We start from the raw sequence: 25855 nt of genomic DNA, 5'->3' as shown, positions 1-25855 counted from the left end.
ATGCTACTAAATCTCAGCCGTCTTTAGCATAACTCCTAAGTATGATTTTGAATTTATTTAAGATTTAAACTCCTTCTTCTCTCTGCCTTCTCTGTGTCTCGATCGCTCTAAAAAAATCTCTTTCATAATCCTATCAAATCTCGGTTAGACCTCCTTTATCCTCTTCCACTCCTTTACTTTCCCTTTCTTCCTCTTCTCTTCGCGTCCTTCGCGTCTTCGTGGTTCAAAAAAGATTAATTGATCAATTTAAAATCAGACCTTACCACATAACCTGATTTCTTTCTTTAACCACTCGCTGATAAACAGCTTGAGTTTGCAAAGCCAAATCAGCCCAACAAAACCGCTGTTTCAAATCGTGATAAGCATTTTCTACCAAATGCTGCGCCAACTCAGGATGACGCAAAACTTCTAAAATTCCCCAAGCCAAAGAATCAGCATTATTTGTCCAAGTTACGATTCCCGTTTTACCATGTTGCACTACTTCCGGCAACCCGCCCGTATCAGAAACTACCACAGGTACTTTCGCCGCAAAACTTTCTAACGCCACAATTCCAAAAGGTTCATAAAGACTGGGAAAAACAGCACAATTAGCAATTGTTTGAAACTTGTTCAAATCTTCATCAGACATAAAACCAGTAAAACAACAACGATCCCAAATTCCCAGTTGCCAAGCTTGCTGTTTAAGATGATCGGTATTACCTCCACCAACGATCACAATTTTTACTTTTCCTTTCATTTCCCAAATTACTCTAGGTGCAGCATTTAACAGCAACCAAACGCCTTTTTCGTGAGAAATTCTCCCCACATAATAGACAATTTGTTCATCATCTTTGGCAAAGCAGCGACGAAATTCTTGACGATCGAACCCATTACCGTTTTTCTTTTCGCGACGAATCCCATTATAAATTACATCTATTTTGTCTATAGGAGTAACTAAAACTCTGCTGACTTCGTGGCGCATATATTCAGTGCAAACAATTACTCGCCAAGATTCATAAGTCAGGCGTTTTTCCTTTTCACAAATGTAGCGTTGTTGATAAGTATGAATCCCATTATAACGACCATATTCTGTGGCATGAATTGTCGTTACCAAAGGAATTTTAAAATAATGTTTCAGAGCGATCGCCGCATCTCCCACTAACCAATCATGAGCATGAATTACATCAAACAGCCCCTCTTCCAGAATCAGTTTACCACCATGAACACCCATGCTATTATTCAAATTGCCGATCCAGTGCAGAAAATCATGTCCCCAGCTTACTGGTACTCGGTGAATATGAATACCTTCCACCAATTCATACATCGGCGCTTCCCCGAACTCTGATGTAATCAAATGGATTTCATCCCCCAGTTTGACTAATTCCGGGTATAGTTCTGCTACATGGCGGGAAATTCCTCCCACAATTCGCGGCGGAAATTCCCAAGATAACACCAGAATTTTCATCAGTACCAATTCCAATAAGCTAAGAGAGTTTAAGTAAGCTACATTACAAACCAATACTATCAGTATGGTCATTGTAGCTTACTACGTTTAGTTATGTTAAGAAAAATCTTTCCTTGGTTGGCTCTAACACTTGGGTTTATTTAAGATCGGCGTGATTTCCTCTCGGAATATCTGCCATGCAGAAATAGCATCAGGATTAGACTGTACTCCTTTCTGTAATAGAATAACTCCATCTTCAAAGCCAACTATTCCGTATAACTGATTACCAAATATTTTATCAATAGTTCGCACGCTATCTTGTAAAATTTGGCAATCGGTTTTAAAGGCAACTTGGTATTTCTTTAATTGCCATAAATCTGCGATCGCATAATCTACACTTACCACCTCTCGTCGATCGTTCTGAAACTCCAAAGCTGGAAACCTAATAATTTCGCGTCTTCCAGACAAATGAGGCACTATATAAGTTGTCGCTGCTACACTCCCATCTGTTGGAATTCTATCTAATAAACTACGGATACTACCTGCGTGCTTCCACTGAATATTTATTGGTACATATACCAAAGGGCGAATAGAATCAGGAATCAGAAAAGATAAAGTGCGATTTGGGTTAGAAGTGAAAGTAAACACCAGCGAAAGACAGATACAAATTATCCAAAACCTTTGCATCGATAATTTGAGCAATTTTGGCTGTTTTTCCCACCAATTTACCAACTTACTAATTATGGTTTGAACACCTCGAAAAATTGGGTAAGAAAAGAAATTACCTAGCGAAATCAAACCACTAGCAATTAAATCTCTGACAGGCGCATCAATTAACTTTTCTCTTCCGGCTGCCCACCAAAGAATTGTACCGTAGCAAAGTCCGGGAACCACAGTCATGGCGTAACGAATATTAATTGCTAACACGGACTGTCCTTGACCCAACAGTAATTTTAGCAAAGGAAAACCTGCGATCGCCCAAGCCGATGGCGAAAAAGCTGGGACAAAAGCAAAAGGCAACCAATGTGCCAAAAAATAGGTTATGGTACGGTCTACTGGTGTAACCAATTCTACAAACAACCGCCAAGGATTTCTGACCATTCCCCAGATAATTTCTACAGTAGAAGCTTCAGTTCCCTCGGCATACTGACCAAACCTTTCCATCATAAACCTTTGGGAAATATCCGCCGAAAATAGCGGCATGATTAGGTTAGTCAACACCAGCATATAACCAAAAGCCAGAACACAAACCCCCAACCCAATTCGCGGAAACCTCCGGCTGGCAATCATGTAAAAACCAACACCAAACAAACTAACTCCGCCATCTTCCCTGACTGCTAAAATCAGTACAGCCAACAACCAAAACAGCCACCACCGACGTTTTTCCATAGCCAAAAACAAACCAAAAGTAAATAAAGGTACTTGGCAGATATCATGGAAATTAGAGAGAGTCGGCCCGATAATTGCGTTAGCGCCATAAAAACTAAAAGTAATTATTGCTGCTAGACGTGGTTGGAGATATTGTCTAGCCAAGGAGTACAAAAGTAGACCAGCAGCAGTGACCAAAGTAACCTGCAATACAGTTAAGGTTGTAGGAGCGGGAAACAATGAGTACAAGGGTATCCAGAGCAACAAAGCTGGGGTGAAATGCTGCCCTAACCTGTGATAAAACACAGACGGTACTTCGCCGTTGTGAACTACGTTCGTTGATAACTGGGAGGACAGAGAACTTTGAAAAAATCGACCGTGAATACCATTCCAAAACACCTGATTAAATATTCCTTGGTCGTAGGAAGCGTAAAACGTGAAATAACGATGTAAAGTCAAACCTAACATCAGCACGAAAAACGCGATCGCTACAGCAATCACCCCTGTTAAATAGGGATGTTTCCTCCCGTTTAGTACCATCACTCACTTAACACTCAACGCCGATGATAAGCCTCTCACATTGCTTTCAATTACTCAAGATACTAGCCACAATGCTTTTACCACCCCCGGTCTTAGATGGCATAGTGACTTTCCCGTAAAAATAAATTAGTTTTCAATAGTACCAGGCTCCCTAAGTACCCAAAACGCGGTAGCTTATAGATGTAGGAGTTATGGGTAAGCTATTCTACCTGGAACAGGTTTCGCGATCGTCAACTTCTAGAAAAGGTTTAACAATTTGTCCGCCGTGGTGAATAGAGATTGCATACCAGCAGATGCTGAAAAACTAACTCATCCCCAAACGCCTCTACAGCTATTATTATTTGTAGACCAGCGTCCGAGTTCCCATGAGCAACTACAGCGGCTTCTTGCCTATCTAGAACATCTCAAGAGTGATTACCCCTTTGAACTGGAAATAGTCGATGTAGGACAACAACCATACCTCGCCGAACACTTTAAACTAGTAGCAACACCAGCCTTAGTCAAAATTCACCCACCACCACGTCAAACACTAGCTGGAAGTAATTTACTCACCCAGTTACAAGATTGGTGGCCTCGCTGGAAAAATAGTGTGGAAGATTATCTAAAACTGCACGAATGGCCCAATCACAGTACTCAAAATACCCCTTGCTTCGCTGATTTTGCTGAACTAATTCGCCTCTCGGAAGAAATATTTCGCCTGAAGAAAGAGAAAGAAGAATTGCAACAGCAATTGCAGTTTAAAGACCGGATCGTTGCTATGTTAGCTCACGATCTTCGCAACCCGCTAACCGCTTCCTTAATTGCCTTAGAGACACTAGAAAACAATTACAATATTGAAACCGGATTCAGCCCAAAATTATCACCCGCTTTAACCATGCGTTTAATTAAACAAGCGCGGATTCAATCTCTGAATATCGAACGGTTGATAACTGATATTTTACAGGCAGCGCAGGGAAGTTCTGCCGAATTGCGAATTTTACCGAAAAAGTTAGAGTTAGGAACACTTTGCAAGGATGTAATCGATTGTTTAAGACATCGATTTGAAGCTAAATGTCAAGAATTGAAAACTGATATTCCCAACGACCTACCTTTAGTTTATGCTGACCCGGAAAGAGTACGTCAGGTGTTAGTAAATCTTTTGGATAATGCCAATAAATACACTCCTGAAGGCGGCACGATCGAAATTTCTATCTTACATCGAACTACCCAAAAAATTCAGGTCAGTGTAGGTGATAATGGGCTAGGCGTACCCGAAGAAGACCGCGAAGCTATTTTTGAAGAACACTATCGCCTGAAGCGCGATCGAGATAAAGAAGGATACGGAATTGGTTTATCTCTTTGCCAGCGTATTATTCGGGCTCACTATGGTCGAATTTGGGTAGATTCTGTGGCAAAAGGTGGTAGTTGTTTTAGTTTTACTCTTCCTGTTTATCGATAGTTGGCTGATCTTGTGCTTGTGGTGGAAAACCCTGGTTTTGGGGACTGGGGACTGAGGACTGGGATTCCTTATATATTAAGAATTTCCCGAATGAATTAGATTTATTATCAAATCTCTTTTAAAGCTTGAATAATTTGTAAATTAGCTATGGGAAATTCATAATTAGGTAATTCATCCACCGTCACCCAGCGAATTTCATCACATTCTATTGGCTGAGGTTCTCCACTTTCATGACGACAATGATAAACATTTAAAGTTACATGAAATTGGCTATAAGTGTGGTCAATAGTAATTAAATGCTCGCCAATTTCCACACCAATTGCTAACTCTTCTTGAATTTCTCTTTTAATACAATCTTGTACGGTTTCGCCCGGTTCTAATTTACCACCGGGAAACTCCCACAATCCTCCCATTAATCCCTCTGGACGACGGCGATCGATCAGAATTTTACCTTGTTCGTTCCAAATAACAGCAACACCGATAATTTTGTGAGGTAAGGGAATTTTTGACATGGGCAGAGGAGCAATAAAGTTTTGAGTTTTGAGTTTTGAGTTTTGAGTTAACTTAAAACTTAGAACTCATTAAGCAAAGATAGGAATAATTTTGATTTGAGCAATTACACAATTTTACAGATTGTCCTTATCTTACCCTTAGTTAATTCTCTAAGGTTTAACTATTCCGCCTCTGAAGAGTTAGCTTCTGTTGCTTGTAAAGACTTCTCAAAAGCCATTCTTTGTTCGGCATTCCGCAGAAAGTAACCGCTAATCATCGCTGAAGCTAATAGCCGTCCTAAATGCTCCCGATTAGTGGTAATACTAACGCCAAATTGTTCGGAAGGTAAATTTCCCAAAAGTCCCACTATATTACGTTCCATTACCTGAAATACATCTCCAGATGTAGGTTTAGAGAGTTGAGCGATCGTTTCTGGACTCAGGGACTGTACGTATTGCCACAACCAATTATTTGATTCTGATTCATCTCCAGAGAATTCGGAGAATCGATCGGATGGATGTTTCACTTTGTTATCTCCCTTTTACTTGCAGCCTCTTAAGTTCAGTTGAGATATTCTGGCAGCAGTTTATGGTTCTCGGCACTAAAATGACTACCAAAGAGTTTCTTTTTCACTACTCTAGCAGTCTATCTATAAAAATGACATCTTTTAAAATTCAAAATTGGCAAATTTAAAATGAAGAAATCCACTGAGCCAGAGCATTATTTCAGTGAATTTCCCATTTTAACTAGCGATAAATTCATCGATGTCGGCTTTACGTTTGCGGAGTTTGGTGAGTGCTTCCCGTTCAATTTGGCGGACTCTTTCCCGGCTAATATTTAAGCGATCGCCAATTTTCGCCAAAGTCAACGCTTGCCCATCTTCCAACCCAAAGCGCATTGCCAAAACCTGCTGCTGCTGCGGAGTTAACTCTGCCATCAACTTTTCCAAATCTGTATGTAGAGCCGACTGGACAGCAAAATCTTCTGGTGAAAGACCAGTATCTTCTAAAAGTTCTCCCAATTCTGTATCTTGGTTATCTCCGACGCGCAAATCCAATGATAACGGTTGACGCGCTCTTTCTAAATATTCCCGAACTTGTTTGGGAGTTAAATCTAGTTCTTTTGCCAGTTCTGCTGCTGTGGCTGCTCTACCCAACTGTTGGGAAAGTTGACGTTGAGCTTTTTTAATTTTATTGAGTTTTTCAGTAATATGAATTGGTAAGCGAATCGTGCGCCCTTTTTCTGCGATCGCACGAGTAATAGCTTGGCGAATCCACCAGTAAGCATAAGTTGAAAATCGGTAGCCTTTAGTCGGGTCAAATTTTTCCACCCCTCGCTGCATCCCGATACTGCCTTCCTGAATCAGATCCAACAAATCTACATTACGTTTTATGTATTTTTTGGCAACTGACACTACCAATCGTAAGTTAGCTTCCACCATCTTCCGCTTAGCATATTCACCCTCTCTCACAATCTGCTCTAATTCTGCCTCAGACAGACCAGATTGCTGTACCCACTCAGCAATTGTAGGTTCGTACCCTAACTGAGCAGCTAAAGATTCTTTCTCAGCTTGCAAAGCCGTTAAGCGCTGTACTTGCTTACCGTACATGATCTCTTGTTCGTGAGTCAGCAAGGGAACACGACCAATTTCACGCAGGTAGGTGCGCACAAGATCTGTTGATGTCTGACTGGTCTTCATGGCGCTTTACTTTAACTATTATTAACAATTGTAACTTTTATGAGTGAATTTGTACAGCGTCTTGTATGTATTCCTGGCACTATTTAGCACCAGCCTCATCCTTTAACAAAGGCGACGAGGATTAGATATTGAGGTTACAGCACCAACTAAGTAAAAATTGCATCTTGTAAAACAAAATCGTAATGATTTTATGGGGGACTGGGGACTGGGGACTGGGGACTGGGGACAAGGGGACAAGGGGAATTTTTTACCTTCTGCTCCTCTGCTCCTCTGCTCCGAAAGCCTCTGTTTCTGAAAATTTACCTAGAGGATCTGGCTTATAATCGCAGGTAGTGCAACAATAATCCATAAATTTTTGATGAAGAGTTGCACCATGACGATCTCAGCAGTATTAGAACGTGCTTTTGAGCAAGGTTACGCTTTAAAGGTTATCAGTGGGTTAAATAATTTCGATCGCCAACGAGTAGCAGCAATTGTTAAAGCTGCCGACATGGGAGGAGCCACCTTTGTCGATATCGCCGCCGATGCGGAATTAGTGAGACATTGCCGGGAAATTACTAGCTTACCAATTTGTGTATCGGCTGTAGAACCAGAATTGTTTGTACCCGCAGTAGAAGCGGGAGCCGATTTGATTGAAATTGGTAACTTCGATAGTTTCTACGCTCAAGGACGGCGTTTTGAGGCTCCAGAGGTAATGGAGATTACTTACAAAACGCGATCGCTCCTTCCCCATATTACCCTCTGTGTCACCGTTCCCCACATTTTAAGTTTGTCCGAACAAGTGCAATTAGCCGAAGCACTAGTCAAAGCAGGCGCAGACATCATCCAAACCGAAGGCGGTACCAGCGCCGCACCCACCCACCCAGGCACATTAGGCATGATGGAAAAAGCTGCCCCCACCCTAGCCGCAGCCTACGAAATTTCCCGTGCCGTCTCAGTACCAGTGTTATGTGCTTCCGGCATCTCCAGCGTTACCGCACCCTTAGCCATCGCCGCTGGAGCAGCTGGCGTTGGTGTTGGCTCTGCCATCAATCAATTAAACAGCGAAGTAGCAATGGTAGCCGCTGTTCGCAGCATCGTTGAAGCGCTGGCGACAGAAAGCAGAAAGCAGAAAGCTGTAAAGTTTTAACTTTTGAGTTTTGAGTCAGGAACAGAGAGGGAATTGTTGAATTAAGGAGTAAAGTTTTAAGTTAATTAACTTCTCTTTATCTCCTCTGCTCCTCTGCTCAAGCCAAAGCATCTTTTAACGCATAAACCACTTGCTCTTGTTGCTCTTGTGTTAATTCAGGGAACATAGGCAAAGATAAAACTTCGTGACAAACTTGTTCGGCTACAGGAAAACTGCCTGGTTGATAGCCTAAACTTTGGTAAACGGGCTGCAAGTGCAAGGGAATGGGGTAGTAAATCATAGAAGTAACGCCTTGCTGCTGCATTTGAGTACGTACTTGATCTCGTCGGGAGTTTGATGCAGAAGTCTTGTCTTTGCTTTCGGAGGCTAGGATGCGAATTGTGTATTGATTCCAGACACTTTTACCGCCTGGTAAACTCTGAGGTAAAACAATTCCGGGGAGTGGTGCGAGTAAGTTTTGGTAACGTGCTGCTACTTGAGAGCGTTGGCTGTTCCAAGTTTCCAAATATCCTAATTTGACTTGGAGAATAGCAGCTTGTAGGGCATCTAAACGGCTATTGATTCCGATTTCTTGGTGGTAATAGCGACTGGGAGAACCATGCTCTTTTAACATTCTCACTTTAGCGGCTATTTCGCGATCGCCAGTAGTAATTGCGCCACCGTCGCCAAAGGCTCCTAAGTTTTTGGTAGGGAAGAAACTAAAACATCCGATATGGGATATGCTACCAACTTTGCGATCGTGTAACGTACCGTCAAGCATCTCGCTCCAACTCGCACCCGTAGCTTGAGCGCAGTCTTCGATAACAGCTAGATTATGCTTTTGCGCCACTGCCATCAACCTTGCCATATCCACAGGTTGCCCAAACAAATGCACTGGTAAAATTGCTTTAGTTTTCTCAGTGATGACAGATGGAATTTGGTTAATATCTAAATTAAAAGTTTGGGCATCAATATCCACAAACACTGGTGTTGCGCCTACGGTACTGATTGCCTCTGCGGTAGCGATAAAAGTAAAAGGCGTAGTAATCACTTCATCGCCAGCACCTATTCCTAGCGCCCGCAATGCTAAGTACAGGGCATCAGTGCCAGAATTACAGGAAATAGCTTGGGAAACACCAATATAAGCTGCAAACTGTCGTTCAAAGTTTTCTACTGGATTGCCACCAATATAACGACCAGAAGCCAGTATGCTCAATACGGCTGTATTTATTTCTTCCTCAATAGTTTTGTATTGCAGGGCTAAATCAATAGGGGGGATGTTGTTCACTCGATTACCAGAATTAAAAGAGTTTTAGCGATAAAGAATACCATTACCTGGAATTGCGACAAATTAGGGATTAGAGGTTAGGGATTAGGGAAGAAGACAATTTCCCTAACACCTAACAACCTTAATCTCAAAATAATATAAGGCTAGTACGTTGCTTAAAGTCAAGAACAATTTTTGTTGACATCTCCCCCATTTGAAAAAAGGGGATTCTAAAAGGATGTTGCTACGTGGTCTGAAGACACACTTCGCAACGCCTTTTCACGATACGATCTAGAAAGTCTTTCATCTAAATCAATTCGTTGTGGCAGTGCCAAACTGCTTCTACCCACCTCGGCTAGGTATAAGCCTAACTGTGTGGCTACTTTCTTAATAATGTTCGCTGCACCATTGCAGTCAGCATTAATTAAATAACCCAACTTTGTACGATACAAGCCACGCTTAATTCTTGTACCAGATGCTTTCCACATTGCGGGTTTTTCACCGTGTTTTGGTAGAGAGTCACCATCAAGAAATGAAGCTTTGGAAGTATTAGCTTCCTCGGTAATTGTGAGTTGAATTCCGTATTCAGGACAAAGTTGTTTAAGTCTTTCGATTAACCGTCCCGTAGGAATAGCGACAAAATTCTGATTGTTGCGTTTTCCCATCTCGGGACGGTTTTTCTGTGATTCATTCCAACCAATCACTAAATTTCCAATCCGGTCATTTAGGCATTGGTTAATAATAAATCTGGCGGCTTTGTTAATTGCATCGCGCATTTGATTGTTGCGCTTGCGTTGAATTCTATCCAGATTTTTATCCCAGTAAAATTCGGATTTCCCTTGCTTGTATTTAGCCACCAAACGGCAGTAACCCTGATTCATTGATTTCAGTTTTCTGCCATCAATAATCAAACTTTTGCCACGAGTGGAAACACCCGTTAACCAATTAGTCCCACCATGATCAAAACCCCAAGCCTGAGAATAATCTAATTTGGGATTGACATTAATTGGCTGTTTACCATCGTCAATTACCCAGTCAATCCAAAACTCTCCTAAATTAGGACGAATTCTAACTTCTCTTACCCAATCGGCATCAATAAATTCTGGTAAGAGTAGCGAAACTTCTGTAATTAATTCAGGTTTTGTTTCCCTACTTACAGACGGATAAAAGCACCCATTTTTATAAATGAGTGCTTGTTTTGGAAAGGTAATTGCTGCCAATCCACCCTTTTTTCGATATCTGGGCAATGATGGTTTATCAACCTCTTCTTGATAGTAAAGGTCAACCAACTTGTTATAGCTATTGGTTGATTCAACCCAAAAAGCTTTTTCTTCTTCAGTAAACTTGGCTTTAACTGGAATAGTTTTAAACAGATTTGTCACCTCCTTTTATGTTATAAGTATATCTTAAATCGAGCCAAGAAACACGGGGATAAATCCCCGTAATCGCGTTTTACCCTCCTGTTAAAACTAGGAGGCTCTCATGTTCCCATTCTTTTCTTGGTAGTCGGTAGTTTAGTTAATTTTAAAGGTAAGATTTATTTTATTGTTCTGCCCTGGGAACGCTCCTACTTCCCTGCTTACTTGAAAATTAAAGGACATTAAAACGAGTGGATTTAATTGAACTTAATCCCATAGACTTGGTTGTATGCTTGGGGCTAATCGTTGTTGCTATTGGTTTGTCGGCTACGCAAAAATTAGGATTGGAGTGGTCGATCGCTAGAGGAACGATCCAAGCGATCGTACAACTTTTAGTGGTAGGCTACTTTCTGGCAATAGCTTTCAACTTGGATAATCCTTGGGCAGTTTTGCTCGTTGTGGCTGCAATGCTGACGATCGCTGCCACAGTTGCCCGCAACCGAGTTAATCAGAGAATATCACAAATATTACCAATTGTCTGGCTTTCTCTGTTAATCAGCACTACTTTAACTCTGGTTTACGTTAATCTTTTAGTGCTGCAACCAAAGCCTTGGTATGAACCTCAGTATTTCATCCCTTTAGCCGGAATTTTACTAGGAAATGCCATGAATGGTGCAGCTATTGCTCTAGAACGTTTGACTAGTTCCCTCAACTCTAATCGGTTAGAAATTGAAACTCATCTCAGTTTAGGTGCAACTCCCCAACAAGCTGTTGCTTTGTACCGCAAGGAAGCAATTAAAGCCGCAATGATTCCTAATTTAAACACTATGTTGGTTGTCGGTGTGGTAACTTTACCGGGAACTTTTACCGGACAACTTTTAAGTGGAGTATATCCCTTAACCGCTGCTCTTTACCAAATGCTGATTTTGTTCATTCAGTTATTTGCTACTTTAATTACCACTTTTTTAGTAACTCAAGGTATTTCCCGGCAAGTTTTTAATTCAGCAGAACAATTGAAGATTTAGTGGGAAGGTAGGGAGGTGTGGAGAGGGAAATTATAGGGACACGGCATCATTAATATTTGCAACTCTTGCGTTATCTTTTGAATGCCGTATCCCTACCCTCACCATCCCCCCATCCCCCCATCCCCCCATCCCCCCATCTCCCCATCTCCCCATCTCCCCATCTCCCCATCTCCCCATCTCCCCATCTCCCCATCTCCCCATCTCCCCATCTCCCCATCTCCCCATCTCCCCATCTCCCCATCTCCTCTGCTTTGTCAATTTGGCTTAGGGCTATACTTGCCAATTAAAGCGCGAGTGTGATCGTAAATTTCTAAGGGTAAAACGGAGTTTTCGCTAATTGCTTCTAGTGCTGATTGTAAGGTTTTTAGGTGATCGTCTACTCCGGCTAAGGTGTTAGCGTCGCCATTGATGCCAGCACTCATGGCGGTTCTTCTGATGCTATTTACGTAAGCGGGTGTGAGGTAAACTTTGATGCCTTGACGAGTGACTATGTGATCGCAAATTTTCGGGGAAACGTTGCACACTCGGTTTAAGTCAGTGTTAGCTTTTTGTAAAACTAAGGCAACTTTTAATCTGTCTTGAGCTTGATTTAAAGCGCTGCTGTAACTATCAATAAGGGGTTGAGCTTGGGTATAGTAAAAAGTAGCTTTGGGTACTTGTTGAGCGTAGGTTAAAGCGCGTCGCCAACTGGATACTGCTTGTGACCATTGATTTCTTTGTTCTTGGTTTTGGGCGAGGCTGGCGAGGGTGATGGATTGATTGTAAATGTTAACAGAAATTTGTTCTTGATCTCTTCGATCGCGCACCGTTGCCAATTTGATTTTGTAATTATCCAATAATTGCTGGGCTTCTTCATGCCCTGTGACATTTTGAGGAATTGATGCTAGAGTTGCGATCGTCTTTTGCCAAATCGATTCTATTTCTTGCCAATTTTCTAATGATTTTGCCGACATTTGTCGCAATTCTGCTGTTTGTGCCGCTTGTTTAGCCGCAGTAATTTTATTTTCGACTGTTTCTTCTAAGTTAATTTGTTGATTTATTGCTCCTGAATTATTCTGATAAGTCAGCAGTTTTTTCTGAGCAAAACTATAGACTGGGCTGGTTTTGGGAACTTGTTTGAGTAAAGCGACTGACTGATTCCAAAGTGAGTTAATATCCTGCCATTCTTGCATTGAATGGGGAGGATTTTGACTGTTTTCTGCTGCTTCCTCGGCTTTTTTCATTGCCATTAACACTGGATCGATCGCATTAGCTTGATTCTGATAACTGGGCAACAACTTCTGCGCTTCTCCATAGTAACCAGACCAAAAGGGAATACTTCCTAATAATTGAGTAGCTGTAGTTAACTTCTGCTTGGCTCTTTCTAAATCTTGAATGTTTTTGGCTTTTTTAATAGTTTGGCTTGACTCTTGACCAAGTTGTTTTGCCGTTTTAATTTGGGGACATGAGCCAATTACGCAAGGACGACTAAACGTATAAAGACTAGTTAAAAAAGCAACTATTGTTACTGTAGCAGCTGCGATCGCTAACTTTGGCGATACAGAAATTTGTCTCCTTTCTGGTTTTGGCTTTGGTTGACTTTCTGGAGCTATTGGAGCTTCATAAATCACTTCTGTTTCTGGTAATGATTGACTCGGTGGTTCTTCCAAAGATAAATCCGCCATCGAATCAGATTCGGTTTCTGATTCAGCAACTAAATGCTTTAAAGAAGTGGTTTCATTCGGCTTTTGCTCCTCCAAATTTACCTCAGAAAAGACAGCATTACTATCATTTTGTTGCGGAGTTTCTTCAGTTTCCTCAGATGCTTTACCTAACCAGCGAAATAAATCATCAAAATCGTCTTCTTCATCATCATTCAACTCTGCATTATCTAACCAAGCTGGTGATTTTTCAATAATAAAATCATGTATGGCGCGGGGTTGTTTTTGCCCTACTGCTCGCAAGTAAAGCCGAACTTTTTCTGTAAATTCCGGTTGAGCTTCCTGAATAGTTCGCTGTAGCACCCGAAATATTGGCTGGGCTTCTGGCGCTACGGACGGAGAATGTTGCGCCAGCACTAGCAGAATCTCGTTTTGCACCATACATCTGACTTGCAGAGGAGCTTCTGACGCTAATTCTGCTTTTAAGCGTTCTTGTAAAAATTTGGCTAGTTCTTGAAGTTCGCTGGGTCGGACTGCTGTTTGCATTTTACACCACCTAATTTATTTCGAGTTGTGAAGAATTTGATATCTTGGTCTTGAGATGGGCGAACTGCGACTAAATTTATGCAATTCCTAATAATAACGAGTTATCTTGGCTGACGATCCGATCTATTTAATTCGGAGTAGGCAATTAGCCCGGTGTTTTGGTTTAATCAATCTTTTAGTTTAATGCCATGTCTAAAAAATCCATTCCATTATCTCAACAAGTTGTATTAATTACCGGGGCTTCGGCTGGAATAGGGGCGGCTTTGGCTCAGGTTTTAGCCCAAAATTTCTTGGGAATACGATTGGTGTTAGCGGCTCGTAACCAAGAGAAATTAGAAAAGGTTGCCAATTACTGTAGCAAAGCTGGGGCAGAAGTGATGATAGTTCCTACAGATATGTCCCAAATTGATGACGTAGAAGCTTTGGCGCGGGCGGCTGTACTGCGTTTCAGTGGAGTGGATGTTTTAGTAAATAATGCTGGCTACGGTCAAATGGGGCCTGTTGAGTTAATTCCAGCAGCAGCGGCGAGGCGACAGTTTGAAGTGAATGTATTGGGGCCTTTGGCTTTAATTCGGGAGTTAATTCCGGTGATGCGCGATCGCAAAGGCGGCAGAATTGTTAACATCAGTTCTCTAGGAGGAAAATTGGCATTTCCCTTTGGCGGTTTGTACAGTTCCTCTAAATTCGCTCTCGAAGGTCTGAGCGACGCTCTCCGTATGGAGTTGGAGCCATTCAACATCAAGGTTAGCGTGATTGAGCCAGGGCCAGTAACTACGGAATTTTTTGATGTCGCTGGTCGAGGGGTAGTCGAAACAGTCGCAGACCCCGAAAATACTCCTTATCGTGCCGCTTTCCGCCAGTTGGAAAAGCTCCAAGAACGAACTAGTAGTCGTGCTTGGACTGCGGAACGAGTTGCCCAGATAATTGTGAGATCGCTCACAGATGCTCATCCTCGTCCCAGGTATACTGCTGCCACCGCTGGAGATTTTTTGTTGTTTATGATGACCAAAGTGTTACCTACAAAATTTGTAGACCGCTTTTGGCAAAAGTTTTACGGCATCGATCTAGTGGCAGAAGATTGGAAAAAATCAACAACTTCTCAAAAATAGATAATCGGTAATTGGTAATGGTTAGAGCAAAAAACAGAAATTTATTTTAATTTTTAATAGATTCTCTTACCAATTACCAACTACCAATTACCAACTACCAACCATCTATTACCAAATTCCCAACTAAATATGGATTTATTAGAATATCAAGCCAAAGAGCTATTTCGTCAGATTTGCATCCCAGTTTTACCTTCCCAAAAAATCGATCATCCTAGAGAAATCAAAAGTTTAGAAATTCCCTATCCCGTAGTCTTAAAATCTCAGGTGCCTACTGGTGGTAGAGGTAGGGCTGGGGGAATTAAGTTTGTGGAAAATACGATCGATGCGATCGCCGCTGCCCAAACAATTTTTCGCCTCCCAATCATGGGCGAATATCCCGAAGTTCTCCTCGCAGAAGCTAGATATAACGTGCAACAAGAAATATATTTAGCAGTAGCTTTAGACTACTCCTTGCGTCGTCCCGTTTTACTGGGTTCGCCTAAAGGAGGTATGAATTTAGATTTGGTAATGAAACATTTGGAACAGGTAGTTGTAGAAGATGAATTTTCTAGTTTTTATGCTCGAAAACTAGCAATGAAAATGGGATTACAAGGAAATCTCATTCAATCTGTTAGTACCATCATTGAAAAGATGTTTACCCTGTTTTTAGAAAAGGATTTAGACCTAGTAGAAATTAATCCATTAGGCGTTAGTCCTTCGGGAGAATTAATGGCTTTAGATGGCAAAATTACGGTTAATGATGCAGCTTTATCTCGTCATCCTGACTTGTTAGTTTTAGCAGAAAAAGTCAATTTACACGCTAACGGTAATAAAGCAAAAAGCAATGGCTTTTGGGGATTAGATGGGAATATTGGCGTAATTTGTAATGGTAGCGGTTTAGCAATGGCAACATTAGATTTGCTCTACCAAACGGGCGGAAAACCTTTTGGTTGTATTAATTTAGGTGAAAACCATTTGTCTGGCGATCGCTCTTGTCCTTTTAGCTGTTTATTGCAAAAAAGCTTAGAAATTTATTGCGCTCAAAATGGGGTTAAAGTATTACTAATCAACATCATGGATAATCTAGCTTCCTGTGAAGAAATTGCCAATGTTATTGCTAGTTATACTCAAAATGATGCTGGTGGCTATCCTCATTTTGTCGTGCGTTTAGTTGGGAGTAATTTAGAAGCAGCAAAAGCACGTTTAGCCGAAGTGGGAATTACTTTGTCGGAATATTTAGATGAAGCGGTAGCGAAGGCAGTTTCTTTGGCAAAACCAACAGGAAAAAGTCATTAATCAAATCGATCTTCCTTTGGAAAGACTAGTTTAGCAATCAAGTTATCAATGTCTACCTCTTGCCTGTTTTCTATTTAAGAATCTCATACTTTAGGATCAACCAATTGGGTGAAGTTCGTTTGAGTCTATCTGTTTTACTCTGAAGGGGAACTAGAGAAATGCTATGGGGAAATTACAACGATCCAAAAATTTTCCTAGACAACTTCTCTAAATTGTTTACCATAGACTTTGCTGGTCAATAGTCTGCTTTAAACTGTAAAATTAGATTGGCTTTATTAGAGTTTGGAAAAAATTATGCACTCACACAACATCTATGATGTAGCGATCGTAGGAGGTGGCATTTCTGGCACCGCCTTGTTATATACTTTGAGTAATTATACGAATATCGATCGCATTGCGTTAATTGAAAAAAATCCCGGAGTTGCTTTAGTCAATTCTCATAAAACCAGCAATAGCCAAACGCTACATTTTGGCGATATTGAAACTAATTATACTTTGGAAAAAGCTGGCAAAGTTAATCGGGCTGCAACTTTAGTCAAAAATTACCTGTTGCGAAATGATTCTAGCCAAGAAATTCATAGTAAATATCATAAAATGGTTTTGGCGATCGGCAAAGAAGAAACTGCCGAACTTCGCGCCAGATACCAAGAGTTTAAATCTCTGTTCCCTAAATTAAGATTGATTGACAGAGAGGAAATCGCATTACTAGAACCTAATGTGGTAAAAGGTAGACCAATTAATGAGGAAATTTTAGCTCTCTACACTGATGAAGGTTACACCATAGATTTCCAAAAATTAGCCCAATCTTTCCTGCAAAAATCAATGGGAAACGAGCAAAAAACAATTGATTTGATGTTAGGAACAAAGGTTAAAAACATCAAAAAAAGAGGCGATTTCTATCAAGTAGAAATCGATAGAGAGGCGATCGCTGCTAAAGTAGTAGTATTTACTGCGGGAGCCTATAGTTTACTATTCGCCAAAACTCTTGATTACGGCAAAGATTATGCCTTATTAAATGTAGCTGGTAGTTTTTATCTGGCACCAGGAGTTTTAAACGGTAAAGTCTACACAGTACAACTCAAAAAGATACCTTTCGCTGCTATTCATGGAGATCCAGAAGTTCACGATGCCAGTCAAACTAGATTTGGCCCAACAGCTAAGGTAACTCCTCTTTTAGAACAGCGGAAATATGCAACATTTTTCGATTATTTAAGAACTGCTGGACTTAGCATTGCTGCATTTTTGAGCTTCTTTAATATCCTTTCCGAACCAGCAATTTTAAAGTATGTCGTGATGAATTTCATTTACGATATCCCTTTAATTGGCAAGCGTTTATTCCTCAAAGAAGTACAGAAAATTGTACCCACAATCAAATTGAATGAAGTAACACTTGCCAAAGGTTATGGTGGAATTAGACCACAAATTGTCAACCTGAAAACTCACCGTTTAGAAATGGGAGAGGCCAAAATTATTGGGGAGAATATCTTGTTTAATATTACTCCTTCACCGGGCGCTTCTACTTGTTTACAAAATGCGGAATACGATACAGAAAAAATCGTTTCTTTTTTAGGTGAAGGATACAGTTTTGAAAAACAGAAATTCGAGCAAGAATTAGCCGAACAGCGAGTTTTAGCTCATATTGGTTAATGCAGTGGTAGAGACGTTTCATGAAACGTCTCTACAGCTTTTTTATAGGTATTTTTATAGGTAAATTTACCAAAAATATAAAGTTTTTCCAGATTTTTCGATCGCAATTGTTTTAATAGAGTATTTTAATTTAGCGATCGCCATCCGTAACTTTAACTGTTCTTCCTCAAGCCGCCAAGTTGTTTGATAATCACTACAATTAATTACCAGTGTATCTGAAGTAGCAAAGGCATAAATTACCCCATCATCGTCTAAGCCACTTACCGCCAAAATTCGTTGTCCCAACTTTCGAGCATGAGACACTTGTTCGAGTAATATTTCTGCGATTGGATTCATTTTTACCTCCGATTTTTATCCATCAAAAGCCTGCCTTCAAACTATTGTGAGAAGGTTAAAGAATTAAAGAATCAATCAATACCTAAGTCATCTCCAAAATCAGGTGCGATTTGAAGCTAGTTTCTCTAATTCCTTGTTTAAGACAGGCGAGAAAAACTTTTTTGTCTATATTCTGTATCGTATTTTACGATTTGCCCTAAAAATAGGTGTTGTTAAAGAAAATTTACAATTTGCCACACTTATAACTCACTCCGCAAAACCTGAAAAGGCTGATTATTACTTTCCCATTTGCGAATGTCCGAGTAGAGATGCGTCTCACGAAAGTAAGCGTCTTCGTAAGCAAGCCGCAAACTACGCTCCAGACAGTCCGGCTCAACATCACTAGCTTTGTTTGAGCCAATAGTTTTACGTAAGCCAAAGGATAAGATTTCTACCAAATCATGACCACAGCAGACTTGCCAGGGATCGTGGCTATCGTTTTTTCGGCTGATTAACCGCTGTTGCAGGTCTTCATTTTTCAAAGAGTAATCTTGGGATTTATTTTTAACTTCTTGAATTAGATTGATCGCATCAATTATTAGGCTTTTTTCATTGACAAACTTGCTGAATCCAATGCCATCAAAAGTCAAATTTAACCCATCACCTTGAGAGATCCAACGCAGATAACCTACCAACATTCCACTTTTTAATAATACTGCTCTTATGTCTTGATTAAACTGCGTAATTTTTTCTTCTGAGCCAAACTCAGCGACTACTTTGTTAAAGGCTGAGGATTTAATCAACATAGTTTCGAGGTCGTGGCTATCAGTAAGAAATAGATTAGGAATGCTATTTAGTGCTGTTTCAAGGCGATCGAAATCTGCATCAACAATAGCCAAAACTCCCAGAAAATTTGATTGCTCTAAAATTTGCAAAATGGCGATCGCACGCAGCTTACTAGATGGTTTTCCCGCAGTAATGACTAATTCACAAGCTAACTTGTCAACAAAGCGTTCATAAAAAATTTTATCAGAACCACCTTCTACCAATAAAAAAGTCCCAGAATAAGTGCTGCGTCGTAATCGAATTTGGTTAGCAACACGGTCAACTGTAAGAAATTCTCTCACGATTCTGGCCTTTTCAATTCAACCGTCAAATCCCAACGATCTTGAATAATATCTGGTGAATGAGTAGCCATTAAAATATCTAAATCTGCCAGCTTTGTAATTTCTTGCAAATCCTTTAAAAACTGAACCTGCCATCCCACATGAAGAGATAATTCCGGTTCATCAATCAATACTAGAGAGCCAGGTTTAACTTTAAATAATAGTTCGTAGAGCAGAACTAATTCATGCTGTTCACCAGATGATAAATCTGCTGGTGAAAGGGTTTTTGAATCAGTTGAAGAAGGATCATAACGTGCTGTAAAAACGAATCCCTTTTCTTTATTAAAGTTAATTTGTTTGTAGGAATAGGAGAATTTGTTATTAATAATTCTCTTTAGTAAATCGATTTTGTTTGCTATGTCGTTGAAAACGCTCAATTTCTTTTCTACATCATCAACATATACTGACAAGATATTTTTGGTATTTTCATCTATCGCTTCAGCTTGAATTTGAAAGTCTGAGTTTTCATCCTTATTCAATAAACCTACAGCTACAAGACGAGAGCGCGTTTCTTCAAGTTGATTTAATTGATCGCGAAGCTGTTCTTCTGTTAAATCTGGTGATGACTGTTGCTTTACCACCCTAACGGGAAATGTTCTATCAAGCGATTGTGATGTTGTACCGTATTCAGTGAATTTATCTCGCATGAACTTTGCCAGTTCATCAGAATAGGCAGACACAGTTGGCAACATTGAAGGTGTCCCATAATTCATTCTGGACGAACGATTAGGAACTAAGTTTAGTAAACGTTGCGATTCTATGAGACGAACATGAATGTTACTTTTTAATTGTCTTAACCACTCAGAATCTTCTCGGGACTTTACTTCAAAGGGCAATAAATTTTCAAAGCGCTCTAAAACCTCTTCTAAAGAAAGAGTTTCTCCAGTAGGAACGTACCGCCATATTTTAGGAGCTACCTGGCGAAGTCCAGGTATTGTCTCTTCCAAAATTTCAATCGGAAAGTCTATACCAAGAGATATTTTTATGTTCTCTAGTGTAAAACAGACTGTCTCTGAGTTAGGTTTGTAGAAATTAAAATTTATTATATTGTTTGATTTTTCTGCGTTTTCTAAATGATTAATATTTTTGGTTATTTCAATACTACTATCATCATCAAAATCTACTCGAAAATTACTAAAAGGAATAGCTTTCAATTCTGAATATCGGGAGTTAAACAACCCATTCAGCAACCTCAATACTGCTGTTTTTCCAAAGCCATTTGGCCCATGAATAATTGTGATCCGCTCATCGATATTCAAGGGAATTACATGATCAAAAATTCCAAATAAGCCACTGACAGAAATTTGTTTTATCCGCATAATTCTGGGATCTTATAGTCAAAAGCTTTATGACTTTGATTGTAACCGCTTCTGAGCATACTAGTAATGGGGCATTATAAAAAAAATAGTGATCGCACTCACCAACCAAGCTAAAATTGCGATCGCATAAAATAAAACAGCTAGCAGTAAGGTAGACAATGCTCACTTCTACCTTTATGTGCTGATGACTGTAGCTTGTCCCTTAATTGCTGTAGACAAAATCGCTAAAACCTTTGGTATCAGAGGCTTCAGATCCGCCAAGCGGTTAGATGATGCTTGCAAAACAATTACTGCTATGTCAAATTCTGGCAAATTTTGCTGAAATGACAGATTACGGTCAACTGTAATAAAAACATCAAATTCTACCTCTGCGAGAGTAAGAAGTTGTCCATTTTTTGTTCCCGCCCATCCCATCTGCGGAACTGTTTTTACCTCGTAGCCTATAAATTCTCTAGCAAGTTTGCGATCGATGCACTCATCTAGAAGAAGTTTCATGCTATGCCACTATAGTAACAAGTTGTTTTCCAACCTCTTCTAGTAATTCGATAACTTGCTCTCTAGTTACTGTCGGAAATCCATCAAGGAAATCATCTATTGACTCTCCTGCTTTCAAATAATCAAAGAGTGTTTGCACCGGAACTCTTGTGTTAGCAAAAACTGGAGTCCCACCCATAATTTCAGGAGACGTACTAATAACTGGTGAGTTCTTAAACATAGTCTTTTATTTTTTTAGTCTAGTATCTATCTTAAATGCAAAAAGTCGAATTTAGCGATCGCTTCATCCTTCCAATACAGTTACTGTTGGAATTAATGAAACTGTAATTACGATCGCACTTGCCAACAGAGTTAGAATTGCGATCGCCTATTTTTGCTAGAATAGCCTCCACAGATTTAATGTCAAAGGAAATAGAGACACTCACTAAAAGGAAGAATCATGGTACAGTATAATCCATTGTCATCTGAATCATTAGAAACCGAGTTTTTTCTTGAATCTGACGAAACTCCAGTGGACAACGAACTACAAAATTTAGTACCAAATTTACTGTTATCAATATTGTGTTTAATTTGGTCTAATCGACAAGATTGGTTTTTTGGTGTAGATATGGCAATTTACTATGCAAGCGATCGACCTGCAATTGTACCTGATGGTTTTCTCAGTTTAGGAGTAGAGCGGTTTTCGGGAAAAAATGGACGTTTAAGTTATATCCTAAAACGAGAAAACGAAGTAGCACCAATCTTAGTCTTAGAAGTAGTTTCAAATACTTACAGAGGCGAGTACAACCAGAAAAAAATGGATTATGCTGAATTAGGAGTTTTGTATTATGTAATTTACGATTCTGGTCGTTATCATAGTCGGCATGGTGATGCTTTTGAAGTACATAAGTTAGTAAATGGCGTTTATCAAAGATTATCAGGCGAACCAGTTTGGATGCCAGAAATTGGTTTAGGAATAGGAAGAGAAATCGGAACTTATGAAGGATGGAGGAGAGAATGGTTGTATTGGTATGATAGCGAAGGAAATCGATTTTCCCATTCCCAAGAACTTTTAGAACAAGAACGACAACTCAGGGAACAAGAACGACAACTCAGGGAAAATTTACTTGCTAAATTGAGGGAAAAAGGAATAGATCCTGATACGTTGTGATTATGCGATCGCACCTCAAATTGCAGCACCAAACTCTTTAAGGCGCAGGCAAAAAGTCTAATAACTATTAGGTTAAAAAAAGACAAAATTTAGCCATTCAATTCAGTGGAGTAACCAATTGTGGTAAAGTAAAAAGAGATAGGTTTTAACTAAACGTGCCAAAACTGAAACTAGGGGCAAACAACAATGGAACAGTTAGCAGAAAAAATTTGTGTTGCTTGTGAAGATAATTCACCTCGGATAAGCGATACAGAAATTGCTCAACTTAAACCGCAAATTCCTGATTGGGAAATTGTTGAAGAAGAAGGTGAAGCACGTCTAAAGCGAGTTTACAAATTTCACGATTTTATGACAGCTTTATCTTTCACTAATAAAGTAGGTGACAAAGCAGAAAAAGCTGGACATCACCCAGCTTTACTCACAGAATGGGGTAAAGTAACAGTTAGTTGGTGGACGCATTCGATCGGCGGACTGCACATTAATGATTTTATTATGGCAGCAAAAACTGATAAAGTTGCTGAAGAGTTCGTCACCAAATAACCACAAAATTTAGCAGAAAAAAATTGTTAATTCTGCTGTCTCAAAATAACTTATGAGTTGTGGATTTTACTTTCAAATCATAACTTATAAGTTTTCCTTCTCACACACTTCTTACTAAAAAGTAAATTTTAAAATGAGTAATCAATCAACAACAACCGCTAGTATTTATCGCACTCCTTTATTTGATGTAGCTGTAGAATCGAAAGCTAAATTTACGGAATTTTCCGGTTGGGAAATGCCTGTTCAATTCAGAGGGATAGCGCAAGAACATCAAGCAGTCAGAACTGCATCGGGAATGTTTGATATTTCTCACATGGGCAAATTTACCATGCAGGGAAAAGATTTAATTTCCCAATTACAAAATTTAGTTCCTTCTGATTTAAGCAGTTTACAACCAGGTCAAGCTCAATATACAGTTTTATTAAATTCTAAAGCTGGAATCATTGACGATATTATTTTTTATTATCAGGGTGAAGCAGCAGGAATTCAGCAGGGAGTAATGATTGTTAATGCTGCAACTACGCCAAAAGATAAAGCTTGGTTGTTAAGTAATTTAGAAAAATCAGAAATAGATTTTCAGGATATTTCTCAAGACAAAGTTTTAATTGCATTACAGGGATCGCAAGCAATTACACATTTGCAAAAATTTGTCAAAGAAGATTTAAACTCTATTAAATCTTTCGGTCATTGCTTAGGTACAATATTAGGAAAATCTGTTTTTATTGCCCGGACTGGCTACACTGGAGAAGATGGTTTTGAAGTGATGTTAGACCAAAATGCAGGTGTAGAATTGTGGCGGAATTTATTAGCAGAAGGTGTGATTCCCTGTGGATTAGGTGCTAGAGATACTTTGCGTTTAGAAGCAGCAATGGCACTTTACGGACAGGATATTAATGAAGGTACAACACCTTTAGAAGCTGGGTTGGGTTGGGTAGTACATTTAGACAGAAAGGGCGAGTTTATTGGTCGGAAGATATTGGTGGAACAAAAAGCATTGGGAGTAGATAGAAAACTAGTAGGTTTGCAAATGCAGGGGCGTAATATTGCCCGTCAAGGTTATCCGATAAGCTATGAAGGAGAAACGATCGCAGAGGTGACAAGTGGAAGTTGGTCGCCTACTTTGGAATGTGCGATCGCACTCGCTTATCTACCCACAAACTTAGCTAAAATTGGTCAAGAAGTACAAGTGGAAATTCGCGGCAAATTCTATCCAGCTAAAGTAGTGAAAAAGCCTTTCTATCGTTCTCCCAATAAGGCGTAATTATCTGCGTTTATCTGCGTTCATCGGCGGTTAAAAATAAATCTTGTCTTTTACCACAGATGAAAACAGATGTTATTTGGGATTTTTGGTTGGGTATCGAAGTCTTGGTTTTTTAGAACGCAGATGAATGCAGATGAACGCAGATGAACGCAGATGTTTTTTAGAGTTTTTGGTTGGTATCGAAATATTTGTCCTCAGTCCCCTGTTATTTACTTTGACTGATGCTGAGAAATTAATTTAGTAAACTCTTGCAAAACGCGATCGTATTCTTTACCTGCTGCATCTTTAAAATCATTATGTCCAGCAGTTTCCACAACTAAAACTCGCTTCGGTTCATTGGCAGTGGCAAACAGTTCTCTTCCGTGCCAATATGGAATAACTTTATCAGCTTTGCCATACATTACTAACACTGGAGAATGTACCTTTTTAATTTTTTGGATATTATTAAACTTGTCAAACGGAAACAGCGGGATTTGAGTTACTACTCGAAAAGTACTCACAAAAGTGTTTTCTAAAATTAACCCTCCTATAGGTTGCCGACTCGCTAAATCTACAGATGGCCCTCCACCAACAGAACGACCGTAAAGTATAATTTTTTCTGGACTTACGCCTAATTTTTGGGTGAGATAATCATAAGCTGCATCAATATCTTTGTAAGCATTTTTTTCGGTGGGATTTCCCTGACTCGTACCGTATCCTCGATAATCATAAGCAAATACCGAAAATCCCAGATTTCCCAATTCTCGCAGTATCGGTAACATTTCACCTAAATCTTCTGCATTTCCATGACTGTAGAGAATGGTAAACTTAGCTTGAGGATTAGGCAAGTAAACTGCTGAGATTTTTACACCATCTTTAGTTGTTAATTTGAGAATTTGATTGTTATCTTGGTAACTAGATGGTTGGGGTAAAAAAATCATCCGATCGCTAAAAAAGTAAGCATATAAGCCAACACAAGCATAGATAAAAACGATCGATCGCATAATTCGCAAAAAAGAAACCTCACCTATTATCAGTTTTTTCAGAAAATTTTTATTCATAATGAATAGCTAACAATAAGCCTGATAAAATTACCCTTCAGGGGAAATAACCCGATAAGATCCAAGATCCGTCAGTTCTGCCCAAAATGCAACTGCAAAATCATTAAATTCTTTAACCTGTGAGGAAATTAAATGTCCCTCGAATATCCCGATGACCTGAAATACCTCGACACCCACGAATATGTCCGTCTTGATGACGAAATTGCGACGATCGGTATTAGCGCCTTCGCCGTAGAACAATTAGGTGACATAGTATTTCTAGAATTGCCAGAAGTCGGCAACATAGTTACTAAAGGAGAATCCTTCGGAACAGTTGAATCTGTAAAAGCAGTAGAAGACCTCAAATCCCCCGTTACCGGAACAGTAGTCGAACGCAACGAAGCAATAATCGAATCACCAGAACAAATAGCCGACGACCCCTACGGCGATGGATGGTTGCTTAAAGTACGCATGAACGACCCCGACGAACTAGAAGATGCACTAACTGCTGAGGAGTATAGCGCCCAAGTTGAAGGTTAGTAGAAACTGGGGACTGAGGGAGTTTTGAGTTTTGAGTTCTGAGTTTTGAGTTAAATAATTTTCCCTTCTCTCCTTGTCCCCTTGTCCCCTTGTCCCCAATCCCAGTCCCTCGATC

25 protein-coding genes are annotated in these 25855 nt (G+C 39.8%); 10 read left to right on the top strand and 15 right to left on the bottom strand.

Annotated elements, in window-relative coordinates; all coding sequences use genetic code 11:
* Positions 1 to 259: 259 nt before the first annotated feature.
* Both ACE1CA_RS22670 and ACE1CA_RS22665 read right to left on the bottom strand, forming a co-directional pair.
* Positions 260 to 1444: a glycosyltransferase family 4 protein gene (locus ACE1CA_RS22670; RefSeq protein ID WP_413276889.1), complete on the bottom strand. Its 1185-nt coding sequence runs from the start codon at positions 1442 to 1444 to the stop codon at positions 260 to 262.
* A 123-nt stretch (positions 1445 to 1567) separates the two neighbouring features.
* Positions 1568 to 3331 carry a DUF2079 domain-containing protein gene (locus tag ACE1CA_RS22665; RefSeq protein ID WP_413276888.1) on the bottom strand — a complete coding sequence of 588 codons (1764 nt, stop codon included), beginning with the start codon at positions 3329 to 3331 and terminating at the stop codon, positions 1568 to 1570.
* Positions 3332 to 3596: 265 nt separating this feature from the next.
* Here ACE1CA_RS22665 and ACE1CA_RS22660 point away from each other — a divergent pair, with 265 nt between their 5' ends.
* The gene (locus tag ACE1CA_RS22660; protein ID WP_413276823.1) at positions 3597 to 4769 is read left to right on the top strand and encodes a histidine kinase; all 1173 of its coding nucleotides are present in this window, start codon (positions 3597 to 3599) and stop codon (positions 4767 to 4769) included.
* A gap of 107 nt (positions 4770 to 4876) precedes the next feature.
* Here the strand turns inward: ACE1CA_RS22660 and mutT are convergent, their stop codons facing one another.
* The 3 genes from mutT to ACE1CA_RS22645 form a co-directional block, all read right to left on the bottom strand.
* Complete coding sequence (gene mutT / locus ACE1CA_RS22655; protein WP_413276822.1) at positions 4877 to 5281, bottom strand: 8-oxo-dGTP diphosphatase MutT; 405 nt, start codon at positions 5279 to 5281, stop codon at positions 4877 to 4879.
* Between the two features lie 161 nt (positions 5282 to 5442).
* On the bottom strand, positions 5443 to 5787 hold the full coding sequence (locus ACE1CA_RS22650; protein WP_413276821.1) for a DUF760 domain-containing protein: 345 nt from the start codon (positions 5785 to 5787) through the stop codon (positions 5443 to 5445).
* Between the two features lie 216 nt (positions 5788 to 6003).
* Complete coding sequence (locus ACE1CA_RS22645; RefSeq protein WP_413276820.1) at positions 6004 to 6960, bottom strand: RNA polymerase sigma factor, RpoD/SigA family; 957 nt, start codon at positions 6958 to 6960, stop codon at positions 6004 to 6006.
* A gap of 373 nt (positions 6961 to 7333) precedes the next feature.
* On the opposite strand from ACE1CA_RS22645, the gene ACE1CA_RS22640 reads away from it, so the two are divergent.
* The gene (locus ACE1CA_RS22640) at positions 7334 to 8089 is read left to right on the top strand and encodes a DUF561 domain-containing protein (RefSeq protein WP_413276819.1); all 756 of its coding nucleotides are present in this window, start codon (positions 7334 to 7336) and stop codon (positions 8087 to 8089) included.
* A gap of 97 nt (positions 8090 to 8186) precedes the next feature.
* Here ACE1CA_RS22640 and ACE1CA_RS22635 read toward each other — a convergent pair whose 3' ends face one another.
* Together ACE1CA_RS22635 and ACE1CA_RS22630 are read right to left on the bottom strand one after the other, a co-directional pair.
* Entirely contained in the window at positions 8187 to 9356 is a 1170-nt protein-coding gene (locus tag ACE1CA_RS22635; RefSeq protein ID WP_413276818.1) for a DegT/DnrJ/EryC1/StrS family aminotransferase, read from the bottom strand.
* Between the two features lie 209 nt (positions 9357 to 9565).
* The gene (locus tag ACE1CA_RS22630) at positions 9566 to 10708 is read right to left on the bottom strand and encodes an RNA-guided endonuclease InsQ/TnpB family protein (RefSeq protein WP_413276887.1); all 1143 of its coding nucleotides are present in this window, start codon (positions 10706 to 10708) and stop codon (positions 9566 to 9568) included.
* A gap of 236 nt (positions 10709 to 10944) precedes the next feature.
* Here ACE1CA_RS22630 and ACE1CA_RS22625 point away from each other — a divergent pair, with 236 nt between their 5' ends.
* Positions 10945 to 11718: an ABC transporter permease gene (locus tag ACE1CA_RS22625; protein ID WP_413276817.1), complete on the top strand. Its 774-nt coding sequence runs from the start codon at positions 10945 to 10947 to the stop codon at positions 11716 to 11718.
* A 98-nt stretch (positions 11719 to 11816) separates the two neighbouring features.
* On the opposite strand, the gene ACE1CA_RS22620 is transcribed toward ACE1CA_RS22625, so the two are convergent.
* Both ACE1CA_RS22620 and ACE1CA_RS22615 read right to left on the bottom strand, forming a co-directional pair.
* The gene (locus tag ACE1CA_RS22620; RefSeq protein WP_486517489.1) at positions 11817 to 11951 is read right to left on the bottom strand and encodes a hypothetical protein; all 135 of its coding nucleotides are present in this window, start codon (positions 11949 to 11951) and stop codon (positions 11817 to 11819) included.
* Positions 11952 to 11972: 21 nt separating this feature from the next.
* Entirely contained in the window at positions 11973 to 13904 is a 1932-nt protein-coding gene (locus tag ACE1CA_RS22615) for a hypothetical protein (RefSeq protein ID WP_413281703.1), read from the bottom strand.
* Between the two features lie 188 nt (positions 13905 to 14092).
* Between ACE1CA_RS22615 and ACE1CA_RS22610 the strand changes: the two genes are divergently transcribed.
* From ACE1CA_RS22610 to ACE1CA_RS22600, 3 genes are all read left to right on the top strand, one after another.
* The gene (locus tag ACE1CA_RS22610; RefSeq protein WP_413281702.1) at positions 14093 to 15013 is read left to right on the top strand and encodes an SDR family NAD(P)-dependent oxidoreductase; all 921 of its coding nucleotides are present in this window, start codon (positions 14093 to 14095) and stop codon (positions 15011 to 15013) included.
* Between the two features lie 129 nt (positions 15014 to 15142).
* A complete protein-coding gene (locus ACE1CA_RS22605) occupies positions 15143 to 16288 on the top strand; it encodes an ATP-grasp domain-containing protein (RefSeq protein WP_413281701.1) in 1146 nt (381 codons plus the stop codon).
* 294 nt (positions 16289 to 16582) lie between these two features.
* Positions 16583 to 17935, top strand: coding sequence for an FAD-dependent oxidoreductase (locus ACE1CA_RS22600; RefSeq protein WP_413281700.1), 1353 nt, complete (start codon positions 16583 to 16585; stop codon positions 17933 to 17935).
* Between the two features lie 66 nt (positions 17936 to 18001).
* Here ACE1CA_RS22600 and ACE1CA_RS22595 read toward each other — a convergent pair whose 3' ends face one another.
* The 5 genes from ACE1CA_RS22595 to ACE1CA_RS22575 all read right to left on the bottom strand — a co-directional run bounded on the left by ACE1CA_RS22595 (position 18002) and on the right by ACE1CA_RS22575 (position 21450).
* Positions 18002 to 18271 (bottom strand): hypothetical protein, encoded by a 270-nt coding sequence (locus tag ACE1CA_RS22595; RefSeq protein ID WP_413281699.1) that lies wholly within the window; start codon positions 18269 to 18271, stop codon positions 18002 to 18004.
* 239 nt (positions 18272 to 18510) lie between these two features.
* On the bottom strand, positions 18511 to 19377 hold the full coding sequence (locus ACE1CA_RS22590; protein ID WP_413281698.1) for a DUF4435 domain-containing protein: 867 nt from the start codon (positions 19375 to 19377) through the stop codon (positions 18511 to 18513).
* Complete coding sequence (locus ACE1CA_RS22585; protein ID WP_413281697.1) at positions 19374 to 20735, bottom strand: AAA family ATPase; 1362 nt, start codon at positions 20733 to 20735, stop codon at positions 19374 to 19376. Before ACE1CA_RS22585 ends, ACE1CA_RS22590 begins: the two co-directional genes overlap by 4 nt.
* Positions 20736 to 20909: 174 nt before the next feature.
* On the bottom strand, positions 20910 to 21230 hold the full coding sequence (locus tag ACE1CA_RS22580; RefSeq protein WP_413281696.1) for a DUF5615 family PIN-like protein: 321 nt from the start codon (positions 21228 to 21230) through the stop codon (positions 20910 to 20912).
* 1 nt (position 21231) lies between these two features.
* The gene (locus ACE1CA_RS22575) at positions 21232 to 21450 is read right to left on the bottom strand and encodes a DUF433 domain-containing protein (protein WP_413281695.1); all 219 of its coding nucleotides are present in this window, start codon (positions 21448 to 21450) and stop codon (positions 21232 to 21234) included.
* Between the two features lie 219 nt (positions 21451 to 21669).
* Between ACE1CA_RS22575 and ACE1CA_RS22570 the strand changes: the two genes are divergently transcribed.
* From ACE1CA_RS22570 to gcvT, 3 genes are all read left to right on the top strand, one after another.
* A complete protein-coding gene (locus ACE1CA_RS22570; protein ID WP_413281694.1) occupies positions 21670 to 22380 on the top strand; it encodes a Uma2 family endonuclease in 711 nt (236 codons plus the stop codon).
* A 186-nt stretch (positions 22381 to 22566) separates the two neighbouring features.
* Complete coding sequence (locus ACE1CA_RS22565) at positions 22567 to 22920, top strand: 4a-hydroxytetrahydrobiopterin dehydratase (protein WP_413281693.1); 354 nt, start codon at positions 22567 to 22569, stop codon at positions 22918 to 22920.
* A 133-nt stretch (positions 22921 to 23053) separates the two neighbouring features.
* A complete protein-coding gene (gene gcvT, locus ACE1CA_RS22560; RefSeq protein WP_413281692.1) occupies positions 23054 to 24181 on the top strand; it encodes a glycine cleavage system aminomethyltransferase GcvT in 1128 nt (375 codons plus the stop codon).
* Positions 24182 to 24390: 209 nt separating this feature from the next.
* Here gcvT and ACE1CA_RS22555 read toward each other — a convergent pair whose 3' ends face one another.
* On the bottom strand, positions 24391 to 25221 hold the full coding sequence (locus ACE1CA_RS22555) for an alpha/beta hydrolase (RefSeq protein ID WP_413281691.1): 831 nt from the start codon (positions 25219 to 25221) through the stop codon (positions 24391 to 24393).
* Between the two features lie 132 nt (positions 25222 to 25353).
* Here ACE1CA_RS22555 and gcvH point away from each other — a divergent pair, with 132 nt between their 5' ends.
* A complete protein-coding gene (gcvH, locus tag ACE1CA_RS22550) occupies positions 25354 to 25740 on the top strand; it encodes a glycine cleavage system protein GcvH (protein ID WP_413281690.1) in 387 nt (128 codons plus the stop codon).
* Positions 25741 to 25855 lie beyond the last annotated feature (115 nt).

It is taken from the genome of Floridaenema evergladense BLCC-F167 (genome assembly GCF_041929205.2).
Classification (GTDB): domain Bacteria; phylum Cyanobacteriota; class Cyanobacteriia; order Cyanobacteriales; family Aerosakkonemataceae; genus Floridanema; species Floridanema evergladense.
This window is presented reverse-complemented; position numbering and strand designations above follow the sequence as displayed.

Excerpts from the sequence above, each read along its gene's own strand:
- ACE1CA_RS22670 (WP_413276889.1), bottom strand. The coding sequence starts at position 1,444 with ATGAAAATTCTGGTGTTATCTTGGGAATTTCCGCCGCGAATTGTGGGA.
- ACE1CA_RS22665 (WP_413276888.1), bottom strand. The coding sequence starts at position 3,331 with ATGGTACTAAACGGGAGGAAACATCCCTATTTAACAGGGGTGATTGCT.
- mutT (WP_413276822.1), bottom strand. The coding sequence starts at position 5,281 with ATGTCAAAAATTCCCTTACCTCACAAAATTATCGGTGTTGCTGTTATT.
- ACE1CA_RS22645 (WP_413276820.1), bottom strand. The coding sequence starts at position 6,960 with ATGAAGACCAGTCAGACATCAACAGATCTTGTGCGCACCTACCTGCGT.
- ACE1CA_RS22640 (WP_413276819.1), top strand. The coding sequence starts at position 7,334 with ATGACGATCTCAGCAGTATTAGAACGTGCTTTTGAGCAAGGTTACGCT.
- ACE1CA_RS22620 (WP_486517489.1), bottom strand. The coding sequence starts at position 11,951 with ATGGGGAGATGGGGAGATGGGGAGATGGGGAGATGGGGAGATGGGGAG.
- ACE1CA_RS22615 (WP_413281703.1), bottom strand. The coding sequence starts at position 13,904 with ATGCAAACAGCAGTCCGACCCAGCGAACTTCAAGAACTAGCCAAATTT.
- ACE1CA_RS22610 (WP_413281702.1), top strand. The coding sequence starts at position 14,093 with ATGTCTAAAAAATCCATTCCATTATCTCAACAAGTTGTATTAATTACC.
- ACE1CA_RS22605 (WP_413281701.1), top strand. The coding sequence starts at position 15,143 with ATGGATTTATTAGAATATCAAGCCAAAGAGCTATTTCGTCAGATTTGC.
- ACE1CA_RS22600 (WP_413281700.1), top strand. The coding sequence starts at position 16,583 with ATGCACTCACACAACATCTATGATGTAGCGATCGTAGGAGGTGGCATT.
- ACE1CA_RS22595 (WP_413281699.1), bottom strand. The coding sequence starts at position 18,271 with ATGAATCCAATCGCAGAAATATTACTCGAACAAGTGTCTCATGCTCGA.
- ACE1CA_RS22585 (WP_413281697.1), bottom strand. The coding sequence starts at position 20,735 with ATGCGGATAAAACAAATTTCTGTCAGTGGCTTATTTGGAATTTTTGAT.
- ACE1CA_RS22580 (WP_413281696.1), bottom strand. The coding sequence starts at position 21,230 with ATGAAACTTCTTCTAGATGAGTGCATCGATCGCAAACTTGCTAGAGAA.
- ACE1CA_RS22575 (WP_413281695.1), bottom strand. The coding sequence starts at position 21,450 with ATGTTTAAGAACTCACCAGTTATTAGTACGTCTCCTGAAATTATGGGT.
- ACE1CA_RS22570 (WP_413281694.1), top strand. The coding sequence starts at position 21,670 with ATGGTACAGTATAATCCATTGTCATCTGAATCATTAGAAACCGAGTTT.
- ACE1CA_RS22565 (WP_413281693.1), top strand. The coding sequence starts at position 22,567 with ATGGAACAGTTAGCAGAAAAAATTTGTGTTGCTTGTGAAGATAATTCA.
- gcvT (WP_413281692.1), top strand. The coding sequence starts at position 23,054 with ATGAGTAATCAATCAACAACAACCGCTAGTATTTATCGCACTCCTTTA.
- ACE1CA_RS22555 (WP_413281691.1), bottom strand. The coding sequence starts at position 25,221 with ATGAATAAAAATTTTCTGAAAAAACTGATAATAGGTGAGGTTTCTTTT.
- gcvH (WP_413281690.1), top strand. The coding sequence starts at position 25,354 with ATGTCCCTCGAATATCCCGATGACCTGAAATACCTCGACACCCACGAA.